Here is a 17,404-nt window from a genome sequence, read left to right on the forward strand (position 1 = left end):
CCAATGACCAATCTTTACCCGGCAACAAATACCGGCGCACAGCATGCGACGCGGGCGGTCTTTTTTATTGCTGGTCTGGCGGTCTCGGCGTGGGCACCGCTGATCCCGCTGGTGAAAACCACGCTGCACGTTGGTGATGGCGCGCTGGGTTTACTGCTGTTTTGCATTGCCGCGGGCTCCATGCTGGCGATGCCGTTCAGCGGCAGCTTGATCAGCCGCTTTGGCTGCCGGGCCGTGATCCTCTGCTGCGCCCTGGTGTTGTGTCTCGATTTGCCCGTAATGTTGTTCATCGATTCCCCCGTCGTGATGGGCGGGGTTCTGCTCTTTTTCGGCGCGGCAAATGGCCTGCTCGATGTGTCGATGAACAGCCAGGCGGTGGTGGTTGAGCGTGCATCCGGACAGGCAAGAATGGCCGGTTTCCACAGCTTTTATAGTCTGGGCTGCATTGCGGGTGCCGGAAGCGTCAGCCTGTTGTTGTGGGCAGGTGTGGCACCACGACACGCCATTTTACTGATTGCGCTGCTGATTCTGGCGATCGCGCTGGCTTCATCCCGCCATTTATTAGCCAGACGCCCGCAACAAACCGGCGCGAAGGGAAGCCTGCTGCGAACGCTGGCGCATCCGCAGGTACTTTTTATCGCCATCGTCTGTTTTTTTATCTTTTTGATGGAAGGCGCAATGCTGGACTGGTCCGCCGTTTTCCTGCATAGCGAACGGCAGATGCCCGCGCAGCAGGCGGGCCTGGGCTTTACGCTCTATTCCATTGCCGTCGCGCTGGGGCGAGTATATGGCGATCGCTTAATCAACACGTATGGCAACGTGCGCGTGCTGCTCTTCGGCGGAGTGTGTGCCGCTGCGGGGTTGCTGGTGATGGTTTCACTGCATAGCACCATGCTCTCTCTTGCCGGATTTGCGCTGGTTGGCGCGGGGCTGGCGAACATTGTGCCGGTGCTTTTCTCTGGCGCGGGGAATCAGCCCGGCGTGGCGTCGCACTTCGCGCTTCCCGCCGTCACTTTATTCGGCTATGCGGGGCTGTTGAGCGGACCGGCGCTGATTGGTGTCATAGCGCAATACTACAGCCTGCGCGCGGTGTTCAGCGCCGGCATTGTGCTCCTGCTGCTGGTTAGCCTGCTGGCGCACAAAATCATCCATTAATTCACGGACGTGTCCGTGGTACGAAGAAAGGAGTCTTTATGAATAACCCATCTCATGCCGTTTTTAGCGTGCATTACATTGGCCTTAACCTGAAAAAAGGGGTAACCGCAGGCGATTTTGAGCAATTCGCCCGCGAGCGCGGTGTGCAGATCCCGGCGTATCCGGGCTGGCGCTGGACGTTGCTGAAAGGTTTGCGCGGTGAGCGAGAAAACGAATATCTGATGCTGTACGAAGCGCCGGATGCGCAGCAGTACGCCCGTTATGTGACAGCCAGTGGTGAACAGACCGCCGAAGCGCAGCAATTCTGGCAGCAACACCCGCAGGCGCTGGCGCTGATTGCTGAATGGAAAACTTTCGCGACGTTCGCCGAGCTGCCGACCATTTTCACCACTTACTCGCTGGTGGCGGAAAATACAAACAGCTCCCTGCCGGAAGGGCCAAACTACCAGGCCAAATCCGGGCAAGAAACGGTGGCGCGCGTTGTCGGTTTCCACAATCTCGCACTGCGCGCGGGCGTACTACCGCAGACCTTCGAAAAATTCATTACGGACAATATCCATCGCGTCGAAGATTACCCCGGCTGGAAATTCCACATGCTGAAAGGCCAGGGCGGTAATCGTCTCGATCAGTACGCGGTGATGCTGGAAATTGAAAGTCTGGCTTCGTTGAACGCCTTTCATCCGGGGCTGGATGTATCCACGGAAAAATCGCTGGCCTTTGTCGCCGCACATCAGGATACAGAACGGATGTATGACGAGTGGCGCACGCTCGCATCGTTTTCCGGTGCGCCACAGCTCTATACGGACTATCTGGCGATAGCCGGGAACGCCAGTTAACCTCACTTACTCCTGTCGGGCGGTGGCAGCCATCAAGTGGCTGAGATCGCCGCCCAGACGGGTGTTTTGCAGCGGTCGCAGGGGCGCTATATGCTGGCGCAGCGCATCATCACACCTATAAAGCTGGCACCAGCCTTCAAGCCAGGCCAGATTGGTCGGGTGCTGTAAAAACGACACATCCTGCGTAACGCCCGTTTTTTGCGCAAACGGCTGCGCATCGGTTAATCCGCCAATCACTTGTTCCCCCAGACGCTGCAGCGCGTCGTGATTTTCTGCCTTTGGATCCACGCCATTTGCACGGGCAAACAGCGCAATCATCACCAGCGGCTGGATAGCGTAATTGTGGTAAGAGAACGCCCGCTGGCGACGGCGCAATTCATTGGGTAAAAAACCTTGTTGATCAATTTGCTGCATTGCCGTGCGGTAAATATCCAGCGCGTCGGTAAAGAGATCGCGCCGCTGCGTGACGACCGCGGTTGCCATAATGGCCCAGGCTGCCCAGTAACTGTGGTTATTGACTTTATTCAACGGTAAATCATGCCACTCGCTAACCGTTAAATCGCCAAGTGTGCTGAGCCAGCGCTCAATATTTGCCTGCTCGGCCGGATAAGCGCGCAGCGGATGCTGAGGCGAATATTGCAACTGCAGCCAGGCAGAAGAGAAAGTGGCCAGCGCCCATTTACGCATTGATCTGCCGGTATGGTTCTTCGCATCACCCGTTAACGCACCCGCGCTGGCCCAGCCCGCCAGTGCGTTAACCACACAGGCGACATTCGACGGGTTTCCACTTTGCGCCCAGGCGGTAACCTGGCGGCTGACAAAGCGCTCCATATCAGTAATCGCTTTGGTTTGCTGGCGAAAAGTGGCGTCGGCTTCAGGGTTGAGCGTAGCACGCGCGCTGTCGGAGCCTTCATACTTGCTTTGAAAATCCAGCACGCCAGTAAAAGGCGCGGGGGCAGTGGGGCAGTTAACCGCTTTTGCTGTGTGGTGTTCCGGCGGTTGCATAAACCCGGCGGGAGGAGAAAAGTGTTCAGCGCCATGGGCTGCTGCCGAAAGGATGAAGATCAGCACTGCTCTGAGAAACACCATGCTATGTCCTGTTTTCCACGACCGGGGAGCAGCACTATAGCATGGTGTTTGGGGCTATCAGCTACCGCCAAATACATGCACCGCACGATGCAGGCGGGCGGCGCGTTCAGAGAGATCTTCCGCCGCGCTGGTGACATGTTCCACCATGCCGGTGTTGTTGTGCGTCATGGTGCCGATACGCGAAACGGACTGGTTAATCAGCTCCAGCGCCTGCGTTTGTTCGTGCGTGGCGATACCGATCTCTTTGATCATTGCCGACATATTGATCACGCTGTCGATCATCGCCGTCAGGTGGGTTTCGGTGTTCTCGACCATCTCAACACCGCTTTTCACGTTAGCCACGTTGTGTTCGATAAGCGTCTGGATTTCACGCGCGGCAGAGGCGGAGTGTTGCGCAAGGTTACGCACTTCCGCGGCAACCACGGCAAAACCACGCCCGGATTCACCGGCACGCGCCGCTTCCACCGCCGCATTCAGCGCCAGAATATTGGTCTGGAAAGCGATACTGTCGATGACGCCAATAATGTCGACGATTTTGTTATTGTCCGCCGAAACAGACTGCATCATGGCAATGGTCTTTTTCATCACATTGCCGCTTTCCATCGCGCTGGCGCTGGTCTCATCCGCACGCGTCATCGCGTCTGTTGCGGTTTCCGCCGTTTGCCTGACTGCGCTTGCAATCTCTTCAACTGCCGCCGCGGTCTGATGCAGATCACCGGAGGTCTCTTCCGTACGTTGGCGCAGAGAGTCGCCTTCGCTGGAGATGCGCCCGCTAATGACGCGAATTCCTTTTATTTGCGCGGAAACATCGCCAACCAGCGAATTAAGGTTCAACCCGGACTGATTTACCAGCCGCATTAGCAAACCGATTTCATCCACGCGGTTAAAATGGCGATAGTCGGCTTTTCGCCCGGAGACCACTTTTTGCATTTGCGACAGAACTATTTTTAACGGGCGTGATATTTGACTCTGCAAAAAAACAGAAAGTAATCCCAGAGCAATAACTGTTACACCGGCTTTTTCAGCAGCATTAAATGGCAGGAATTGCAATACCACTAAGAGAGCAGCGGTAATAATAGCGCCCAGATTAATACGTTTTGAAACACTAATCCGCTGGAAAATTGAAAGGAAAGAAAATAAACCTCGGCGGACCACTAAACCCTTATAAAAACGGAAACCGCGAAGTTTGTTTTCATTCACTTGATCATAAAGCGCAGCGCTGGCGTCAATTTCATCGCGTTGTGGAATATTCCGCACCGAGATATAACCGGTTAACTCGCCTTGCTGATAAACCGGCGTTACGTTGGCGCGCACCCAGTAGTGATCGCCGTTCTGCCGGCGGTTTTTCACCATCCCGGTCCAGCTGTCACCTTGCTGGATGGTAAACCACATATCACCAAACGCGGCGGGTGGCATATCCGGGTGGCGAATAATATTGTGCGCTTCGCCCATCAACTGGTCTTCGGTAAATCCACTGGCGTCAATAAATGCCGTATTGGCATAAGTAATATGGCTGTGCGTATTTGTGGTCGACAACAATGTCGCCCCATCGTTAAGCAAATACTCTTTCTGTGTAACAGGAGTGTTACGCTTCATGAAAAACCCCGTAATGTACCGCGATCAATAAATTGCTGACGCGGTAATAGGCTTTTTTATAATTTACCGGCCAGTGAGTTTTTGTTATTACCCGTGCATTCTCCACAAAGTTATCGACAACGGAAAGTAGCTGCGTTAAATATTTTTTTAGTCATACTTACGACTCAATTTATAAATATTGTTATGATTTTGCGAAAGAAAAATGACGACAAAAAAACAAACCAGCCATAAGTACATTCTTAAGTCAAATTAATAGCCGGTGATGCAGCAAAGGCGAATAAATAGACGATCAAAAATAGAAACATTAACATCGCAGGCTAACATTTTTACTTTTGGATAAAGTCCAGAGTATAAGAAAAGGACAATACCATTATTTTATTATGGCTATTAGCGATACTGGAGAATATCTATTGCGGGCGGAAGTGCGGCGGAAACCCGCCGCATTACGATTAATGGCTGAGTATTTGATCGAGGAACTGGCGGGTACGCGGATGCGCAGGCTGGGTGAAAAACGTTTCCGGCGGCGCAGACTCAACAATGCGACCGTCGGCCATCAAAATCACGTTATCCGCCACGGTACGGGCAAAGCCCATTTCGTGTGTGACCACAATCATTGTCATGCCGCTGTCCGCCAGATCCAGCATCACATCCAGCACTTCTTTGATCATTTCCGGGTCCAGCGCCGAGGTTGGCTCATCAAACAGCATAATCTCCGGTTGCATACAGAGCGCGCGGGCAATCGCCACGCGCTGCTGCTGGCCGCCGGAGAGCTGCAACGGGAACTTATGCGCCTGGTTGGCGATCTGCACTTTTTCCAGATAGTGCATCGCCAGCTCCGTTGCCTGCGGGCGGCTCATCTTGCGCACCAGCGTGGGGCCGATTATCAGGTTATCCAGCACGCTTAAATGCGGGAACAGATTAAACTGCTGAAACAGCATCCCGATGCTCAAACGAATGCGGCTAATGTTGCGCACATTGTCATTCATTTCGATACCGTTCACCAGAATCTGGCCTTTCTGATGCTCTTCCAGCCGGTTAATGCAGCGGATAAGCGTCGATTTGCCGGAACCAGACGGGCCGCAAATCACCACGCGTTCGCCTTTTTTTACGCTGAGCGAGACATCATCCAGCACCTGAAATTTCCCGTACCATTTGCTGACGGAGGTCATTTGAATGATCGCATCGTTCGCGGGGGTTGTGGTGTGCATCAGGAAACTCCTTCAGGGTTACGGCGTTCATCGATGCGTCCTTCGACCCACACCGCGTAACGGGAAAGCGAAAAGCCAAATAGTAAATACAGGCCGGCGATAAAGACATAGGTTTCAATGTAGTAACGACGCCAGACCGGGTCCTGCATCACTGCGGTGGAGGCGGTCAGCACATCGAACAGGCCGATAATGATCACGAATGACGAGTTCTTCATCGCCGCAATAATATGGTTGGTCACCGCCGGCAGGCAGATGCGTAGCGCCTGCGGCAACACAATTTTGGTGGTGGTGTGCCAGTATCCAAGATTCAGCACCGCCGCCGCTTCATACTGGCCGCGCGGCACCGCCTGCAAACCGCCACGGATCACTTCAGCCTGATAGCAGGCAAAGAACAGGGCGATGCCAATAATCACCCGCAGCAGCTTATTTACTTCCATCCCGGCCGGTAAAAACAGCGGAAAGACGTTCACAGCGACAAACAAAATCGTGATCAACGGTACGCCGCGTAACCCTTCAATAAACACCACCGACAAACCGCGCAAAAACGGCAGCGGGGAACGGCGGCCCAGCGCCAGCACCACCGATACCGGCATGCCAATAATCACCGTCCCGGAAAAAAGCAGCAGCGTCAGCGGCAAGCCGCCCCAGTCCGCAGAAGAGACGACCGGTAGCCCGAACAGGCCACCACTCATCAGCACCGACATGACAACCAGCGAGACGATCCACAGCGGCCACAACAGGCGCGAGTGCCAGCACATCGGTGACAGCGAAAGCCCGACGGTGACAAACCACACCAGCACCGCCAGGGCGGCGCGCCACTGCTCATCATACGGATAGAGCCCGAACAGGATCGGGCTATACTTCTCGCCGATCACCGCCCAGCAAGCACCGGCCGCCGCCCGGCATTGCTCAGCCGTACCGCTGAAGCCAACAGCGTCTATCACGCCCCAGCGCAGCAGTGTTGACCCCACCAGCGCCAGCAGCGCTAACAGCAACAACGTCAACACACTTTGCGCGATGCTGCTGAATAAATGCTGCCGCAGCCAGAAAACCACAGAGTTTTGCATAACGGTTCCTTAGCGCTCTTTAATGGCGACGTAGCGGTTAAACAGGTTCATCAACAGCGACGTGGTGCCGCTAATGACCAGATACACCACCATCATAATGGCGATAGCCTCCAGCGCCTGGCCGGTCTGACTCATCATGGTGTTGCTGATATTCGCCAATTCCGGGTAACCAATCACCACGGCTATCGAACTGTTTTTCGCCAGGCTCACATACTTGCTCGCCAGCGGCGGCACCATCACCCGCATCGCCTGCGGAATAACGACATGGCGCATGACATGCCATGATGAAAACGACAGCGCGCGCGCCGCTTCCAGCTGCCCCTTTGGCACGGACTGAATCCCCGCACGAACAATTTCGGCAATATAAGCAGAAGAGTAGAGCGAAATCCCCAGCAGCAACGCGGTAAATTCCGGGCTGATGGTAAACCCGCCGCGAAAGTTAAACCCGCGCAACTCCGGGGTGTTCAGCGCATGCGGCGCACCGGACAACCACCACACCAGCAGTGGCAGGGCGATAATGAGCGCGAAGCGAATGCATCCTGTTGGCAGCACTTTGCTGCGACGCTCGCGCCAGTAACGCGCAAGCAGTGAAACCAGCAGGCTTAACACACAGCCAGCCAGCAGTGCCAGCAATGTCCACTGCCAGCCGCTGTGCGCCGCCGGAACGCTGAACGTTAAGCCCCGGTTGGTAAGAAAACCGCCCGGCAGTTCTATCGCCTGGCGTGGCGCGGGCAGGTTGCGGATCACCATCGACCAGAAGATCACATGCAGGATCACCGGGACATTACGCAGCAGCTCCACGTAAGTGACGCACACCTTCATCAATAACCAGTTTTTTGAAACCCGGCCTATACCGACCAAAAAACCGAGTAGTGTCGCCAGCACAATGCCGCACAGCGTCACATAGAGGGTATTGAGGAACCCAACCACCAGCGCGCGGGTGTAGGTGTCGTTCGCGGAATAGGGTATTAATGTTTCCCCGATGGCGAAGTGCGCAGGCTGGTGCAGAAAACCGAATCCGGTCGAAATGCGTTGCGCATGCAGGTTTTCCACCACATTGCTGTAGAGCCAGTAGCTAAACCCCACAAGCAGTGCCGCCAGCAGCAACTGGTAACAGGCACTGCGCACGGACTGACTGCCAAAAAAGGTGAAAAGGCGAAACACGGTGGCCTCACGCGTCGCTTCAGACGCCAGAACACCGGAGTTGTCAGACTGTTTCATCATTAAAATTACGACTGTGGCAGGAGTGGAGAAGGGCCGCCCCGCAAGACGGAGGCGGCCGGCGATTAACGGATCGGCAGACCGTAAAGCAGGCCACCTTTGTTCCACTGATTATTCAAATCACGATCCAGCGGTTCAGCGCTTTTCGGGCCAAAGTGGCGGTTGTAAATATCGCCATAGTTGCCCACCTGTTTCACGATGTTGTACACCCATTTGTCATCCAGCCCCAGTTTCTGACCGAAGCCGCCGGTGACACCCAGCAGGCCCTGGACATCCGGATCGGTGGATTTCAGTTTTTCATCGACATTGCTCTGGTTAACATCCATCTCTTCAGCGTCGAAGGTGGCATAAACCACCCATTTCACAATGTCATACCACTGATTGTCGCCTTTGCGCACCGCCATCGCCAGCGGCTCTTTGGAGTACATACCCGGCAGGATCACATGATCCTGCGGTTTGTCGGTATCAAAGGCCAGGATGCCAGGCAGTGCCACTTTATCGCGGGCGATCACATCACAACGCCCCGCGAGATAGGCGGCGACATACTCTTTGTTGTTTTCAATAACCACTGGCGTGTAGTGAATGTTGCGTGAGCCAAAAATCTGCGCGACGTTACGTTCGGTGCTGCTTGGCGTGACACAAACGGTTGCGCCGTCGAGATCTTCGAGTTTTTTCACGCCGCTGTTAGCGCGCACCATAAACCCGGTGCCGGTGTAGAAGTTAGGTGGAGCAAAACTAATGCCGAGCGACACGTCGTTGGTGAGCGTCGCGGTGGTGTTGCGTGACAGCACGTCCACTTCGCCAGACTGCAGCGCCATAAAGCGTTGTGCGGTTGAGAGCGGGGTGAAACGCACTTTCGAGGCGTCGCCCAGCACAGCGGTTGCCAGCGCACGGCAGAAATCAACATCAAGGCCTTCCCACTGGCCTTTGCTGTTAATCGCGGCAAAACCGTGACGGGCAGGGTGAACGCCACACACCAGTTCGCCACGCGCTTTGATTTTTTTCACGGTATCGCCATTAACAGCAGGCGCGTTTTCCGCCTGGGCAGGCGCAAGGAAACTGCCGAGCGCCAGCAGCAAAGCAGAGGCGGCAAGGTGAGATTTTTTGAGCATGACCGATCCTTTTTAAAAGTTGCTATCCGATTAATTAACTGTATTTATTACTGATTTCACTAACATATCCGTTTGTATACGTATGTTCCTCATCCATGACCTCTTTAGCAAAGAACGAATTCAGTAAAGCATATCCAGAAACTGAAGATGGAATTATTGCAGCCATCCCCGCACACCTTGCCACAGCAACTGTGCGCTGAGCAGGATCATGGTAATGCGAAACAGTATGCGGAACAGCCGCTCCGGTACGTTATCCAGCACCCGCGTTCCCAGCCAGGTGCCCAGCGCGCCGCTGATAATCATTGCCGCCAGCACCGGTAACCAACTGGCCCAGGCAAAGCCCATCAGCCCGAAAGCGAGGATCTTTAACCCGTGTTGCAACACCATGCAGGTCGCATGTGTGGCAATCAGCGGCTGGCGTTTTAGCCCTTGAGAACTGATAAGCCCGGCGACCATCGGCCCGGTTGCGCCAACAATCATCGTTCCAAGACTACTCACCGCGCCGCCAATAATAAACAACGGACGGCTCAGTGGCTTCTGTTCCCCGCGTTTACGCAGCACCGACCAGAGAATAAACAACCCCAGTGCGATGCGGGCGATGCTGTCCGGGATCACCGCCGCAACCGGTGCGCCAACGGCAATACCGACTGCGCTACCCAGTAAAAACCACAGCACCAGCGGCCACACCACATGGACGCGTTGAATCAGCGTCCGGCTAAAATTGGAGCCAAGCTGCACCATGCCGTGTACCGGCATCAGGCTGCTCACCGGCATCCCCAGCCCCATGATCGCCAGCAGCGCCGTGCCGCCGCCGAGGCCCATGGCGGCCGTCAGCGCCGAGGTCAGAAAGCTGCAAAATACCATCACCCCGGCAAATAACGGGGAAATCTCCGGCGGAATCAACGTCAGTGTCATACTTACATCCGTTTAACGAAAATCATCCTGCAGCAGGCGATGATACAGCGCCTGAGCCTCTGCCGCTGGCAGAATGCGGCTGGCGCAATCAAGGAATTTCTGTTCGATCAAGTTATCCGGCAGCGGGATTGCCGGGCTGGAACCCCGCGCCCCGGCGACCCGCAGGGTAAACTGCCGCCCGTCCACAGTGGTCAGCGTGACGAAGGCGCTGTGTGTAATCTCTTCGTCATGACGCTCCAGCGTCACTTTCCGCATTAACGTCTGTGTCGCCGGATCCTGAAAACGCGCGTCGTCGATAAAATCATCCAGCGTCAGGGTGCCGGTGACAAACGCACGCGCCACGCAATAATGCAGGCTGAATTTACCCGCCAGCGGATTTTCCGGCTGCGGAATGTTGATATGCGGGAAGCGGATCGGGTGAACTTTCACCTCGATATGTTCAATCTCATGCGGCTGAAACCCGGTTTCCTCACGCAGCGCCAGTACACCATCCAGCGGCGACAAAATAGCGTAACAGCATGGGAAGTATTTGTAATTGTTACTCTTCACGGTATCGAGAATAAACGGCGTTGCATCCCAGTTTTCAGTTAACGGTAGCGGGTCGACATTCGCCTGGCCGTTATAAACGTGGAAATACCCCTGATGATGCTCGAACGCATTAGCGCCTGCGCTGAAATCCTCTTTTGCCAGTTTGCAGGCCATCACAGCGCTGCGCGCCGCCTGACCGACCGCCAGGGCTTTGGTTTCCGTACCGAAATTCGACTTAATGCCGCTGGCGAGTGAAGCGGTCATCGCCAGCGCCGTGGCGGTTTGTTCTTCATTAAGATCGAGTGCCACCGCGCAGGCCGCGACACCGGCGAAAACACCAACCGTGGTGGTCGGATGCCAGCCATGACGATATTGGAACGGGCTTACTGCTTTACCCATGCGCACTGCGGTTTCATAGCCGGTAATGTAAGCGCGCAGCACCGCTTCGCCATTGATGTCCAGCTCATCTGCCAGCGCCAGCAGCGCGGGCAACACAGCGACAGAAATATGGCCGTGCAGCCAGGAGTTGGAATCATCAAAATCAAGCAGGTGCGAAGAGACGCCATTTAACAGGGCGGCATCCAGCGCGTTCAGCTTCAGGTCGGTGCCGAATACGCGGCTGTTGCCGGTCGCGGCAGAAGGAACAATCACCGCACGCAGTTTGCGCGCGCCATCCTGCACACCGCCGGCAAGTGTCACACCTAATGTATCAATTATCGCGGTACGCGCCTGGGCGTACGCGGCCTGCGGGAAAGCCTGCCGGGAGAACGCCAGTAAATTACCGGCAAGTTGTCGGGCAATGGTCATGAACAGATTTCCTGTGCAAAAAAGAATTAGTGGTCGCCGGCAAGTAATCCGGTAATGCGCGCCAGTGAACCCGGGCGCTCAAAGTGCAGGGCGGCGTCATATAATTGTGCGCTTCGCGCCGCGCCGAGGACGGGAACGGTGAGGGCGTCAAATTTGGCGCGTAACTCGTCATCGCTCAGTGGATTTTGCGCGTGGCCGCGATAGACATCCGTATGCGCATGCAACACGCTGCCATCATCCAGCCAGACATCAATAAAAGCAGAACTGGCGGACTGCCCGTCCACCGCCTCCACATCCAGCAGCGGCAGCAGCGCGCGTGGGTGCGGATCGTCAACCGTCGCTTGCGTGAAATCGGTATCTGTCAGCGCGTAGCCGCTTAATGCAAGGGTGATACAGTGAGGAATGCTGAATTTACTCTCCAGCGGCGTACGCGGATCCATAATTCCGGCGTTCACCATGCCCATCGGATGCACTTTTGCCGAAATTCGGGTGATAGTGCGCCCCTGCAATTGTGGATAAAGTTTACGTGCGGTTTCAATGGAAGCGTGCGTACCGCGGCAACTGGCATACAGCTTGTAGCCGTTGGTGAGCAATTCCCAGCTCTCGCCGAAATCAAGCGGGGGAATTTCCGCGCTGCCGTCCTGGATAAAGATTTTTACCCAGCCGTCAGCTTCATAAAAATGGTGGGCACCGACAAAATTTTCCGCTGCCAGTTCAGCCGCCAGAATACCGTCCATTGCAGCTTTCCCGGCGTGAAACGGTTTTCCGTGGGTGCCGGAAGATTTCTGCAAACCGCCCATCATGGTTGCCGCCGCGCCTAACGCGTTGCGAACCTGTTCTTCGGAAAGCTGCAAAATTGCCGCTGCAACGGCTGCCGCGCCGGCGCGGCCGACAACAGAAGTAGGGTGAAAACCACGACGTTGCAGGTTACGTCCAACGCCCGGCACCCAACCGCCGCCCAGTTTCGCCATCACTTCAAAACCAGTGATGAAGGCCAGCAGGATGTGTTCCTCGTCAACCGGATGCGCCTGCGCCATCGCCAGCGCCGTTGACCAGCAAGGCCCGCCGGGATGACCCGCGCCAGCAGGATGGGTATCGTCGTAATCAGCCGCGTGCGCCATGGTGGCGTTGACTAATGCGGCAAGTGCAGGAGTGGTAGTAGTAGAAAGGAAAATTTGCGCATCACCAATGGCGTTCCATTTTTTCGCCACCTGGCGAACCGCGTGAACGGCATCGTCATTAACGGCACCGATCGCCACGCCGAGAAAATCAATTAATGCGCGTTTTGCTTCGTGCCGCACGGCAGGCGGCACAACGAGTTGATTAGCATGGCTGATGAAATGGCTTAGCTGTTCTCCACGGGTTAATGCAGTTTCTGCTTTCGTTGTCATGGTAAAACACAGTTTCCCTGGTGTTGACGTGCAAATACGGTGTTGGCTTACAAAATAAAAAGCAAATATTGGTTTTGTGTATTCTTGAATTCATTTGTATACAATGAATTTAAAATAAACATAGCAGCGATTTCGTAAACGTCAAAAGATGTTTTTTAAATAAGCAAAGAATAAAAAATGCAAAAGCCTCCCCGTTAGTGTGGCAAGATGAACGACGGCAGGGTGCAGACTTTGCAAAGCCATCATCAGTACATACGAAAGGAGCTAAAACGTGAAATCGACGGGTCGCGATGCGGGCTTAACGCCGTTTGAAATTCTTATTTCCGCCATTGAAGCGGGAGAGTTGCAGCCGGGAGAGCGTTTGCAGGAGACGCGGCTGGCAGAGCAGTTTGGCCTGAGCCGAACGCCGATACGTGAAGCGCTTCACCGCCTGGAAACGCTCGGGCTTGCCGAACCGGGGCCGCAACGCGGCCTTATCATCGCCCATATCAGTTACGAGCGTCTGCGTCAGTTGTTCGATGTGCGCGAGGGGCTTGAGCGACTGGCGATGGCGCTGGCAGTCAATGCCGCTTCTGACGCGGAGATCGCACTGCTACAGGAGATGGTTCACGCTGAAGCCTCACTCACCGATAGCAAAGCCCTTCACGACCACAACCGCATGTTCCACCGCCAAATCTATCGCGCCACACATAATCCCTATCTCAATGAAATGCTGGATAATTTACGCATCCATTTGTCGTTATTGCGCAGCACCACCTACGAACTGAAAGAGCGTACCGAAGAGTCGAAACGCGAACACCAGGCCATTGTTGACGCGCTGGCGCGACGTGACAGCGCCGCGGCTCAGGAGATCGCTTGTGAGCATATTCGCCATGGCTATCGCGCACGTTTGACAATTTTAAGCCAACGAGAACGCTAACAGATTGCCCCTTATTTGACGGACGGGAATCCTCGACCACTGATAGACTCCGGAATGGCGTATTTTTAATCGGGCTTTCTGTGGGCATTCTGAGGGTAGCATTTCGTGTTAGCGACTTTGATTTACCGTAGCCGACTGAATCGAACATTAGATCCCTCACAACTGGCAGGCCTTGTCGAGCGAGCAAGCCTGCGCAACGCGCAATTGCATGTAACGGGAATCTTACTGTTCGACGGCGATCATTTTTTACAGGTCCTTGAGGGACCGCAGGCATCGGTTAACGCGGTGTATGAGCGGATCGGCGACGATCCCCGCCACGGTAACGTGGTTGAACTGCTGCGTGATTTCGCGCCGCGCCGCCGCTTTGTTGACCGGGGAATGGTGCTGTTCGACTTGCGGGTGATGAAACCCCATGTCGTGCTACGCGCGATCCTCCGCTTTGGCACGCTGAAATATAAGCTGGCCAGCAATGATCGGGTCTACAAATTTATCCGTACTTTTATCGCCTCGCCCAGCACCAACGGCGGGGTGCGTAACACCTCGCCCGAACAGTGGCGTTTCGCCATAAAAACATCGCCTTTCGCCAGCGATGCCCCGTTATTTCACGAGCAGCCGTGCCAGTTTGCGTTCCAGCCCATTATCGAACCGTTGCGCGGCAATATTTCGTCGCTGGAAGCCCTGATCCGTGGGCCGAACGGCGGCAGCCCGCAGGACTATTTCTCAACGATTGCGCCAAACAAGCTGCACGAAGCCGATCTCGCATCGAAAGGCTGGGCGCTGGCCATGGCGCGTCGCCTCGGCATTGGTAACCACAAAGTCGCTATCAATTTGCTGCCAATGTCGCTGGTCAAAATCCCCGGCGCAGTGGACATACTGCTTAATCACATTACCCGCAATCAGCTTAATCCGGGGCAAATCATCGTCGAAGTGACGGAAGATGAAGTGATTTCGGGTTACGAAGAGTTTACCTGGGCCATTCGCCAGCTGCGCGCCGCCGGTATTGGTCTGGCGATTGACGATTTTGGTTCCGGCTTTGCCGGGCTGTCATTGCTGGCGAAATTCCAGCCAGACAAGCTAAAAATTGACCGCACCATTGTCACCGATATTCATCTGCATGGCCCGAAACAAGCGATTGTGAAAGCCATTATCGATTGTTGCGCCGAGCTGCAAATTACCGTCGTCGCCGAAGGGGTGGAAAAAGTGGAAGAGTGGTGCTGGCTGGAGGCCGTTGGCATTCAGCGTTTCCAGGGGTTCTTGTTCGCCCGCCCGGTGCTTAACGGTGTCTCGGCAATTAACTGGCCACAGCGCATCCTTCACAAAATCTAATCGTTTCCGGCAAATCTCACTGATAAGGAGGATCCACACGGTATTCTCCTTTTTCATATCTGCGCCGTGCGTATTCCGCGGGAAATAGCGCAAACCCCTGCGTTATTTGGCTTATAAATCATCGTTCTCCTATGCTTAACTGAATAACAGTGGATGTGGTTGCGGGGGAGTGATGAAATTCAAAAGACGTGTTGCGCGGGCGCTGGCGCTCCATTCCTCCCTCGGGCGCAGTATCACTTTTTTTATGGTTGGTCTGTTACTGGCTGGCAGCGCGACCAGCGCATGGACGTTATCGCGGGCATGGGAACGCGTCGTCGAAGACAGTGAACGCGATGCGATTAACCTTTCCGTTTCCCAGGCGCGTCAGGCGGAAGATACCTTTTTGCAAACGGAACTGGTGCTACGGGACATTCGCCGCAACCTGCCAACAGACAGCATTGAAGGCATTGATGTCAGTCAGTTCGGCGTTTATCTCGCTGAGCTGGCAGAGCGGTTACCGCAGTTGCACGGGCTGATGGTTTATGACACCCAGGGCAATATGAAAGCCACCTCGTTTGGCAAAATTCCGGTGATGTCGAACAACAGCGACCGCGAGTATTTTGTCTACCACCGCCGTAACGGCCACGGCAGTATTCACATCGGCCATGTTATTCGCAGCCGCTCAACCGGCGATCTGGTGATCCCGGTGTCGCTGCGCATCAGCGACAGCTCCGGCGGTTTTGCTGGTGTTCTGCTGGCAACGGTAAAAATCGACTATTTCCGCCATTTTTATGGCTATTTTGAGTTGCAAAGCCGCGACCAACTGGCGCTGGTCAATACCGACGGCACCGCCGTGTATGTGCGCCCCTATGGTGACGAAATCATCAACCGCAATCTCTCTGCCAGCCCGCTATTTACGCGCGAGCTGGCGAAAAAGGACCGCGGGAATGGCACCTGGATTTCCGCACTGGATCACATTGAGCGCATTTATGGGTTCGCCCGGCTGGAGCGCTATCCGCTGGTGGTAGCGGCGGGGTATGACAAACCCGCGCTGTGGAAAAGCTGGCTAAAAGATAGCCTGCCGGATCTGGTGCTTAATGGCTTGCTGCTGCTGGGTACGTTGCTGATGGGGGCGATTATCTTCCGCCAGGTCAGGCTAAATGTGCGCAACCAGACGGAACTTGCCGTGCTGCGGGATGAACTCACCAGCATCAACCACACCTTGCAACTGATGGCACTGGCTGACGGGTTGACCGGGCTTGCCAACCGTCGCCAGTTCGATCTGTTTCTGGCAAAAAGCCTGAAAGCCTCAGCAGTAACGCAAAAGCCCGTCTCGCTTATCATGCTCGATATCGACTATTTCAAGCGTTATAACGATTTTTACGGCCACGTTGCCGGGGATAACTGCCTGCGAATGGTGGGTGAAATTATTGCCAAACTGAAAGTGCACAGTCACGATTTGATTGCCCGTTATGGCGGCGAAGAGTTTGCCATTATCCTGCCCGATACTGGCCCGGAAGGCGCGCTGTTTGTCGCGCGCCAGGCTGTTGCGTTGGTGCGCAGCGCCAAAATTCCCCACACCAAAACCAGTGGGCAGGAAAATGTGGTCACCATCAGCGCAGGCTGCTACAGCCTGATTGCCGATGCGAATTTTGACGATGCCATCCGGCTGAAAGAGGGCGCAGACAAAGCGCTTTACCGGGCAAAAATAGAAGGGCGCGACCGCGCAGTTGCCGCAACAGAGGCGTTGTTACGGCAACCCGATTGAATATCAGCAAAGGGGCTTCGTTAAATAGTGGCGCTGCATACCGGTGTGCGGATAATCCGGCAGTGACATTTGTAATGCATAACCGAGCTTTTGATAAAAAGGCAGCGCCTGGAAACTGAAGGTATCCACCAGCGCATGGTGGCAACCCAGCGTTAACGCTTCCTGAGCGGCGCGCTGCATCAGTTCTTTGCCAAGCCCGCTGCCACGCCGATCCTCGTGAACCCATAGATAGTGGATATTCAGCCATCCGCCTTCCTGGCGGGCAATCAAACCGCCCTGCATGACGCCATGCTCATCGCGAAAATAGACGCCCAGATGCGCCCATTCGCTGAGATTAACAAACTGCTGATTGTAGCGGCGCAAACCGGTAAAAAGCTCCTGCTGATCCTGCTCGGTCACTTCATGTTTAACTATCAGCGCCATTTCTCTTTTCTCCTCTTTGTATTTATCAGAATGATAACAGGTCGGTCAGCGGCGAGCGTCGTCT

15 protein-coding genes are annotated in these 17,404 nt (G+C 55.0%); 5 read left to right on the forward strand and 10 right to left on the reverse strand.

Annotated features, from left to right (window positions below):
• Positions 1 to 3: 3 nt before the first annotated feature.
• A complete protein-coding gene (locus tag C813_RS34660; RefSeq protein ID WP_017456813.1) occupies positions 4 to 1,155 on the forward strand; it encodes an MFS transporter in 1,152 nt (383 codons plus the stop codon).
• Between the two features lie 38 nt (positions 1,156 to 1,193).
• Complete coding sequence (locus tag C813_RS34665; RefSeq protein WP_017456812.1) at positions 1,194 to 1,991, forward strand: hypothetical protein; 798 nt, start codon at positions 1,194 to 1,196, stop codon at positions 1,989 to 1,991.
• 6 nt (positions 1,992 to 1,997) lie between these two features.
• On the opposite strand, the gene C813_RS34670 is transcribed toward C813_RS34665, so the two are convergent.
• The 9 genes from C813_RS34670 to C813_RS34710 form a co-directional block, all read right to left on the reverse strand.
• Positions 1,998 to 3,080: a mannuronate-specific alginate lyase gene (locus C813_RS34670; RefSeq protein WP_017456811.1), complete on the reverse strand. Its 1,083-nt coding sequence runs from the start codon at positions 3,078 to 3,080 to the stop codon at positions 1,998 to 2,000.
• A 57-nt stretch (positions 3,081 to 3,137) separates the two neighbouring features.
• A complete protein-coding gene (locus C813_RS34675; RefSeq protein WP_017456810.1) occupies positions 3,138 to 4,676 on the reverse strand; it encodes a methyl-accepting chemotaxis protein in 1,539 nt (512 codons plus the stop codon).
• A gap of 449 nt (positions 4,677 to 5,125) precedes the next feature.
• Positions 5,126 to 5,884 (reverse strand): amino acid ABC transporter ATP-binding protein, encoded by a 759-nt coding sequence (locus tag C813_RS34680; RefSeq protein WP_017456809.1) that lies wholly within the window; start codon positions 5,882 to 5,884, stop codon positions 5,126 to 5,128.
• Positions 5,884 to 6,951: an amino acid ABC transporter permease gene (locus tag C813_RS34685; protein ID WP_017456808.1), complete on the reverse strand. Its 1,068-nt coding sequence runs from the start codon at positions 6,949 to 6,951 to the stop codon at positions 5,884 to 5,886. The genes C813_RS34680 and C813_RS34685 overlap by 1 nt, the downstream gene beginning before the upstream one ends.
• A gap of 9 nt (positions 6,952 to 6,960) precedes the next feature.
• Positions 6,961 to 8,175 (reverse strand): amino acid ABC transporter permease, encoded by a 1,215-nt coding sequence (locus C813_RS34690; RefSeq protein WP_017456807.1) that lies wholly within the window; start codon positions 8,173 to 8,175, stop codon positions 6,961 to 6,963.
• 62 nt (positions 8,176 to 8,237) lie between these two features.
• Positions 8,238 to 9,284 (reverse strand): amino acid ABC transporter substrate-binding protein, encoded by a 1,047-nt coding sequence (locus C813_RS34695; protein ID WP_017456806.1) that lies wholly within the window; start codon positions 9,282 to 9,284, stop codon positions 8,238 to 8,240.
• A gap of 153 nt (positions 9,285 to 9,437) precedes the next feature.
• A complete protein-coding gene (locus C813_RS34700; protein WP_017456805.1) occupies positions 9,438 to 10,199 on the reverse strand; it encodes a sulfite exporter TauE/SafE family protein in 762 nt (253 codons plus the stop codon).
• Between the two features lie 12 nt (positions 10,200 to 10,211).
• Positions 10,212 to 11,534, reverse strand: a complete 1,323-nt coding sequence (locus tag C813_RS34705) for an MmgE/PrpD family protein (RefSeq protein ID WP_017456804.1) — start codon at positions 11,532 to 11,534, stop codon at positions 10,212 to 10,214.
• 26 nt (positions 11,535 to 11,560) lie between these two features.
• Positions 11,561 to 12,925, reverse strand: a complete 1,365-nt coding sequence (locus tag C813_RS34710) for an MmgE/PrpD family protein (RefSeq protein WP_017456803.1) — start codon at positions 12,923 to 12,925, stop codon at positions 11,561 to 11,563.
• 271 nt (positions 12,926 to 13,196) lie between these two features.
• Between C813_RS34710 and C813_RS34715 the strand changes: the two genes are divergently transcribed.
• The 3 genes from C813_RS34715 (at position 13,197) to C813_RS34725 (ending at position 16,917) form a co-directional block, all read left to right on the forward strand.
• Positions 13,197 to 13,844, forward strand: coding sequence for a GntR family transcriptional regulator (locus C813_RS34715; RefSeq protein ID WP_017456802.1), 648 nt, complete (start codon positions 13,197 to 13,199; stop codon positions 13,842 to 13,844).
• A gap of 105 nt (positions 13,845 to 13,949) precedes the next feature.
• On the forward strand, positions 13,950 to 15,170 hold the full coding sequence (locus C813_RS34720) for a diguanylate phosphodiesterase (protein ID WP_017456801.1): 1,221 nt from the start codon (positions 13,950 to 13,952) through the stop codon (positions 15,168 to 15,170).
• A gap of 172 nt (positions 15,171 to 15,342) precedes the next feature.
• Positions 15,343 to 16,917, forward strand: coding sequence for a sensor domain-containing diguanylate cyclase (locus tag C813_RS34725; RefSeq protein WP_017456800.1), 1,575 nt, complete (start codon positions 15,343 to 15,345; stop codon positions 16,915 to 16,917).
• 3 nt (positions 16,918 to 16,920) lie between these two features.
• On the opposite strand, the gene C813_RS34730 is transcribed toward C813_RS34725, so the two are convergent.
• Positions 16,921 to 17,340, reverse strand: coding sequence for a GNAT family N-acetyltransferase (locus tag C813_RS34730; protein ID WP_017456799.1), 420 nt, complete (start codon positions 17,338 to 17,340; stop codon positions 16,921 to 16,923).
• Between the last annotated feature and the right edge of the window lie 64 nt (positions 17,341 to 17,404).

It is taken from the genome of Kosakonia sacchari SP1, assembly GCF_000300455.3.
GTDB classification, from domain to species: Bacteria; Pseudomonadota; Gammaproteobacteria; order Enterobacterales; family Enterobacteriaceae; genus Kosakonia; species Kosakonia sacchari.

Bases quoted from the DNA above. Each gene is read 5' to 3' on its own strand.
- C813_RS34675 (WP_017456810.1), bottom strand. From the start codon at position 4,676: ATGAAGCGTAACACTCCTGTTACACAGAAAGAGTATTTGCTTAACGAT.
- C813_RS34710 (WP_017456803.1), bottom strand. From the start codon at position 12,925: ATGACAACGAAAGCAGAAACTGCATTAACCCGTGGAGAACAGCTAAGC.
- C813_RS34690 (WP_017456807.1), bottom strand. From the start codon at position 8,175: ATGATGAAACAGTCTGACAACTCCGGTGTTCTGGCGTCTGAAGCGACG.
- C813_RS34725 (WP_017456800.1), top strand. From the start codon at position 15,343: ATGAAATTCAAAAGACGTGTTGCGCGGGCGCTGGCGCTCCATTCCTCC.
- C813_RS34705 (WP_017456804.1), bottom strand. From the start codon at position 11,534: ATGACCATTGCCCGACAACTTGCCGGTAATTTACTGGCGTTCTCCCGG.
- C813_RS34660 (WP_017456813.1), top strand. From the start codon at position 4: ATGACCAATCTTTACCCGGCAACAAATACCGGCGCACAGCATGCGACG.
- C813_RS34685 (WP_017456808.1), bottom strand. From the start codon at position 6,951: ATGCAAAACTCTGTGGTTTTCTGGCTGCGGCAGCATTTATTCAGCAGC.
- C813_RS34670 (WP_017456811.1), bottom strand. From the start codon at position 3,080: ATGGTGTTTCTCAGAGCAGTGCTGATCTTCATCCTTTCGGCAGCAGCC.
- C813_RS34680 (WP_017456809.1), bottom strand. From the start codon at position 5,884: ATGCACACCACAACCCCCGCGAACGATGCGATCATTCAAATGACCTCC.
- C813_RS34700 (WP_017456805.1), bottom strand. From the start codon at position 10,199: ATGACACTGACGTTGATTCCGCCGGAGATTTCCCCGTTATTTGCCGGG.
- C813_RS34730 (WP_017456799.1), bottom strand. From the start codon at position 17,340: ATGGCGCTGATAGTTAAACATGAAGTGACCGAGCAGGATCAGCAGGAG.
- C813_RS34695 (WP_017456806.1), bottom strand. From the start codon at position 9,284: ATGCTCAAAAAATCTCACCTTGCCGCCTCTGCTTTGCTGCTGGCGCTC.
- C813_RS34665 (WP_017456812.1), top strand. From the start codon at position 1,194: ATGAATAACCCATCTCATGCCGTTTTTAGCGTGCATTACATTGGCCTT.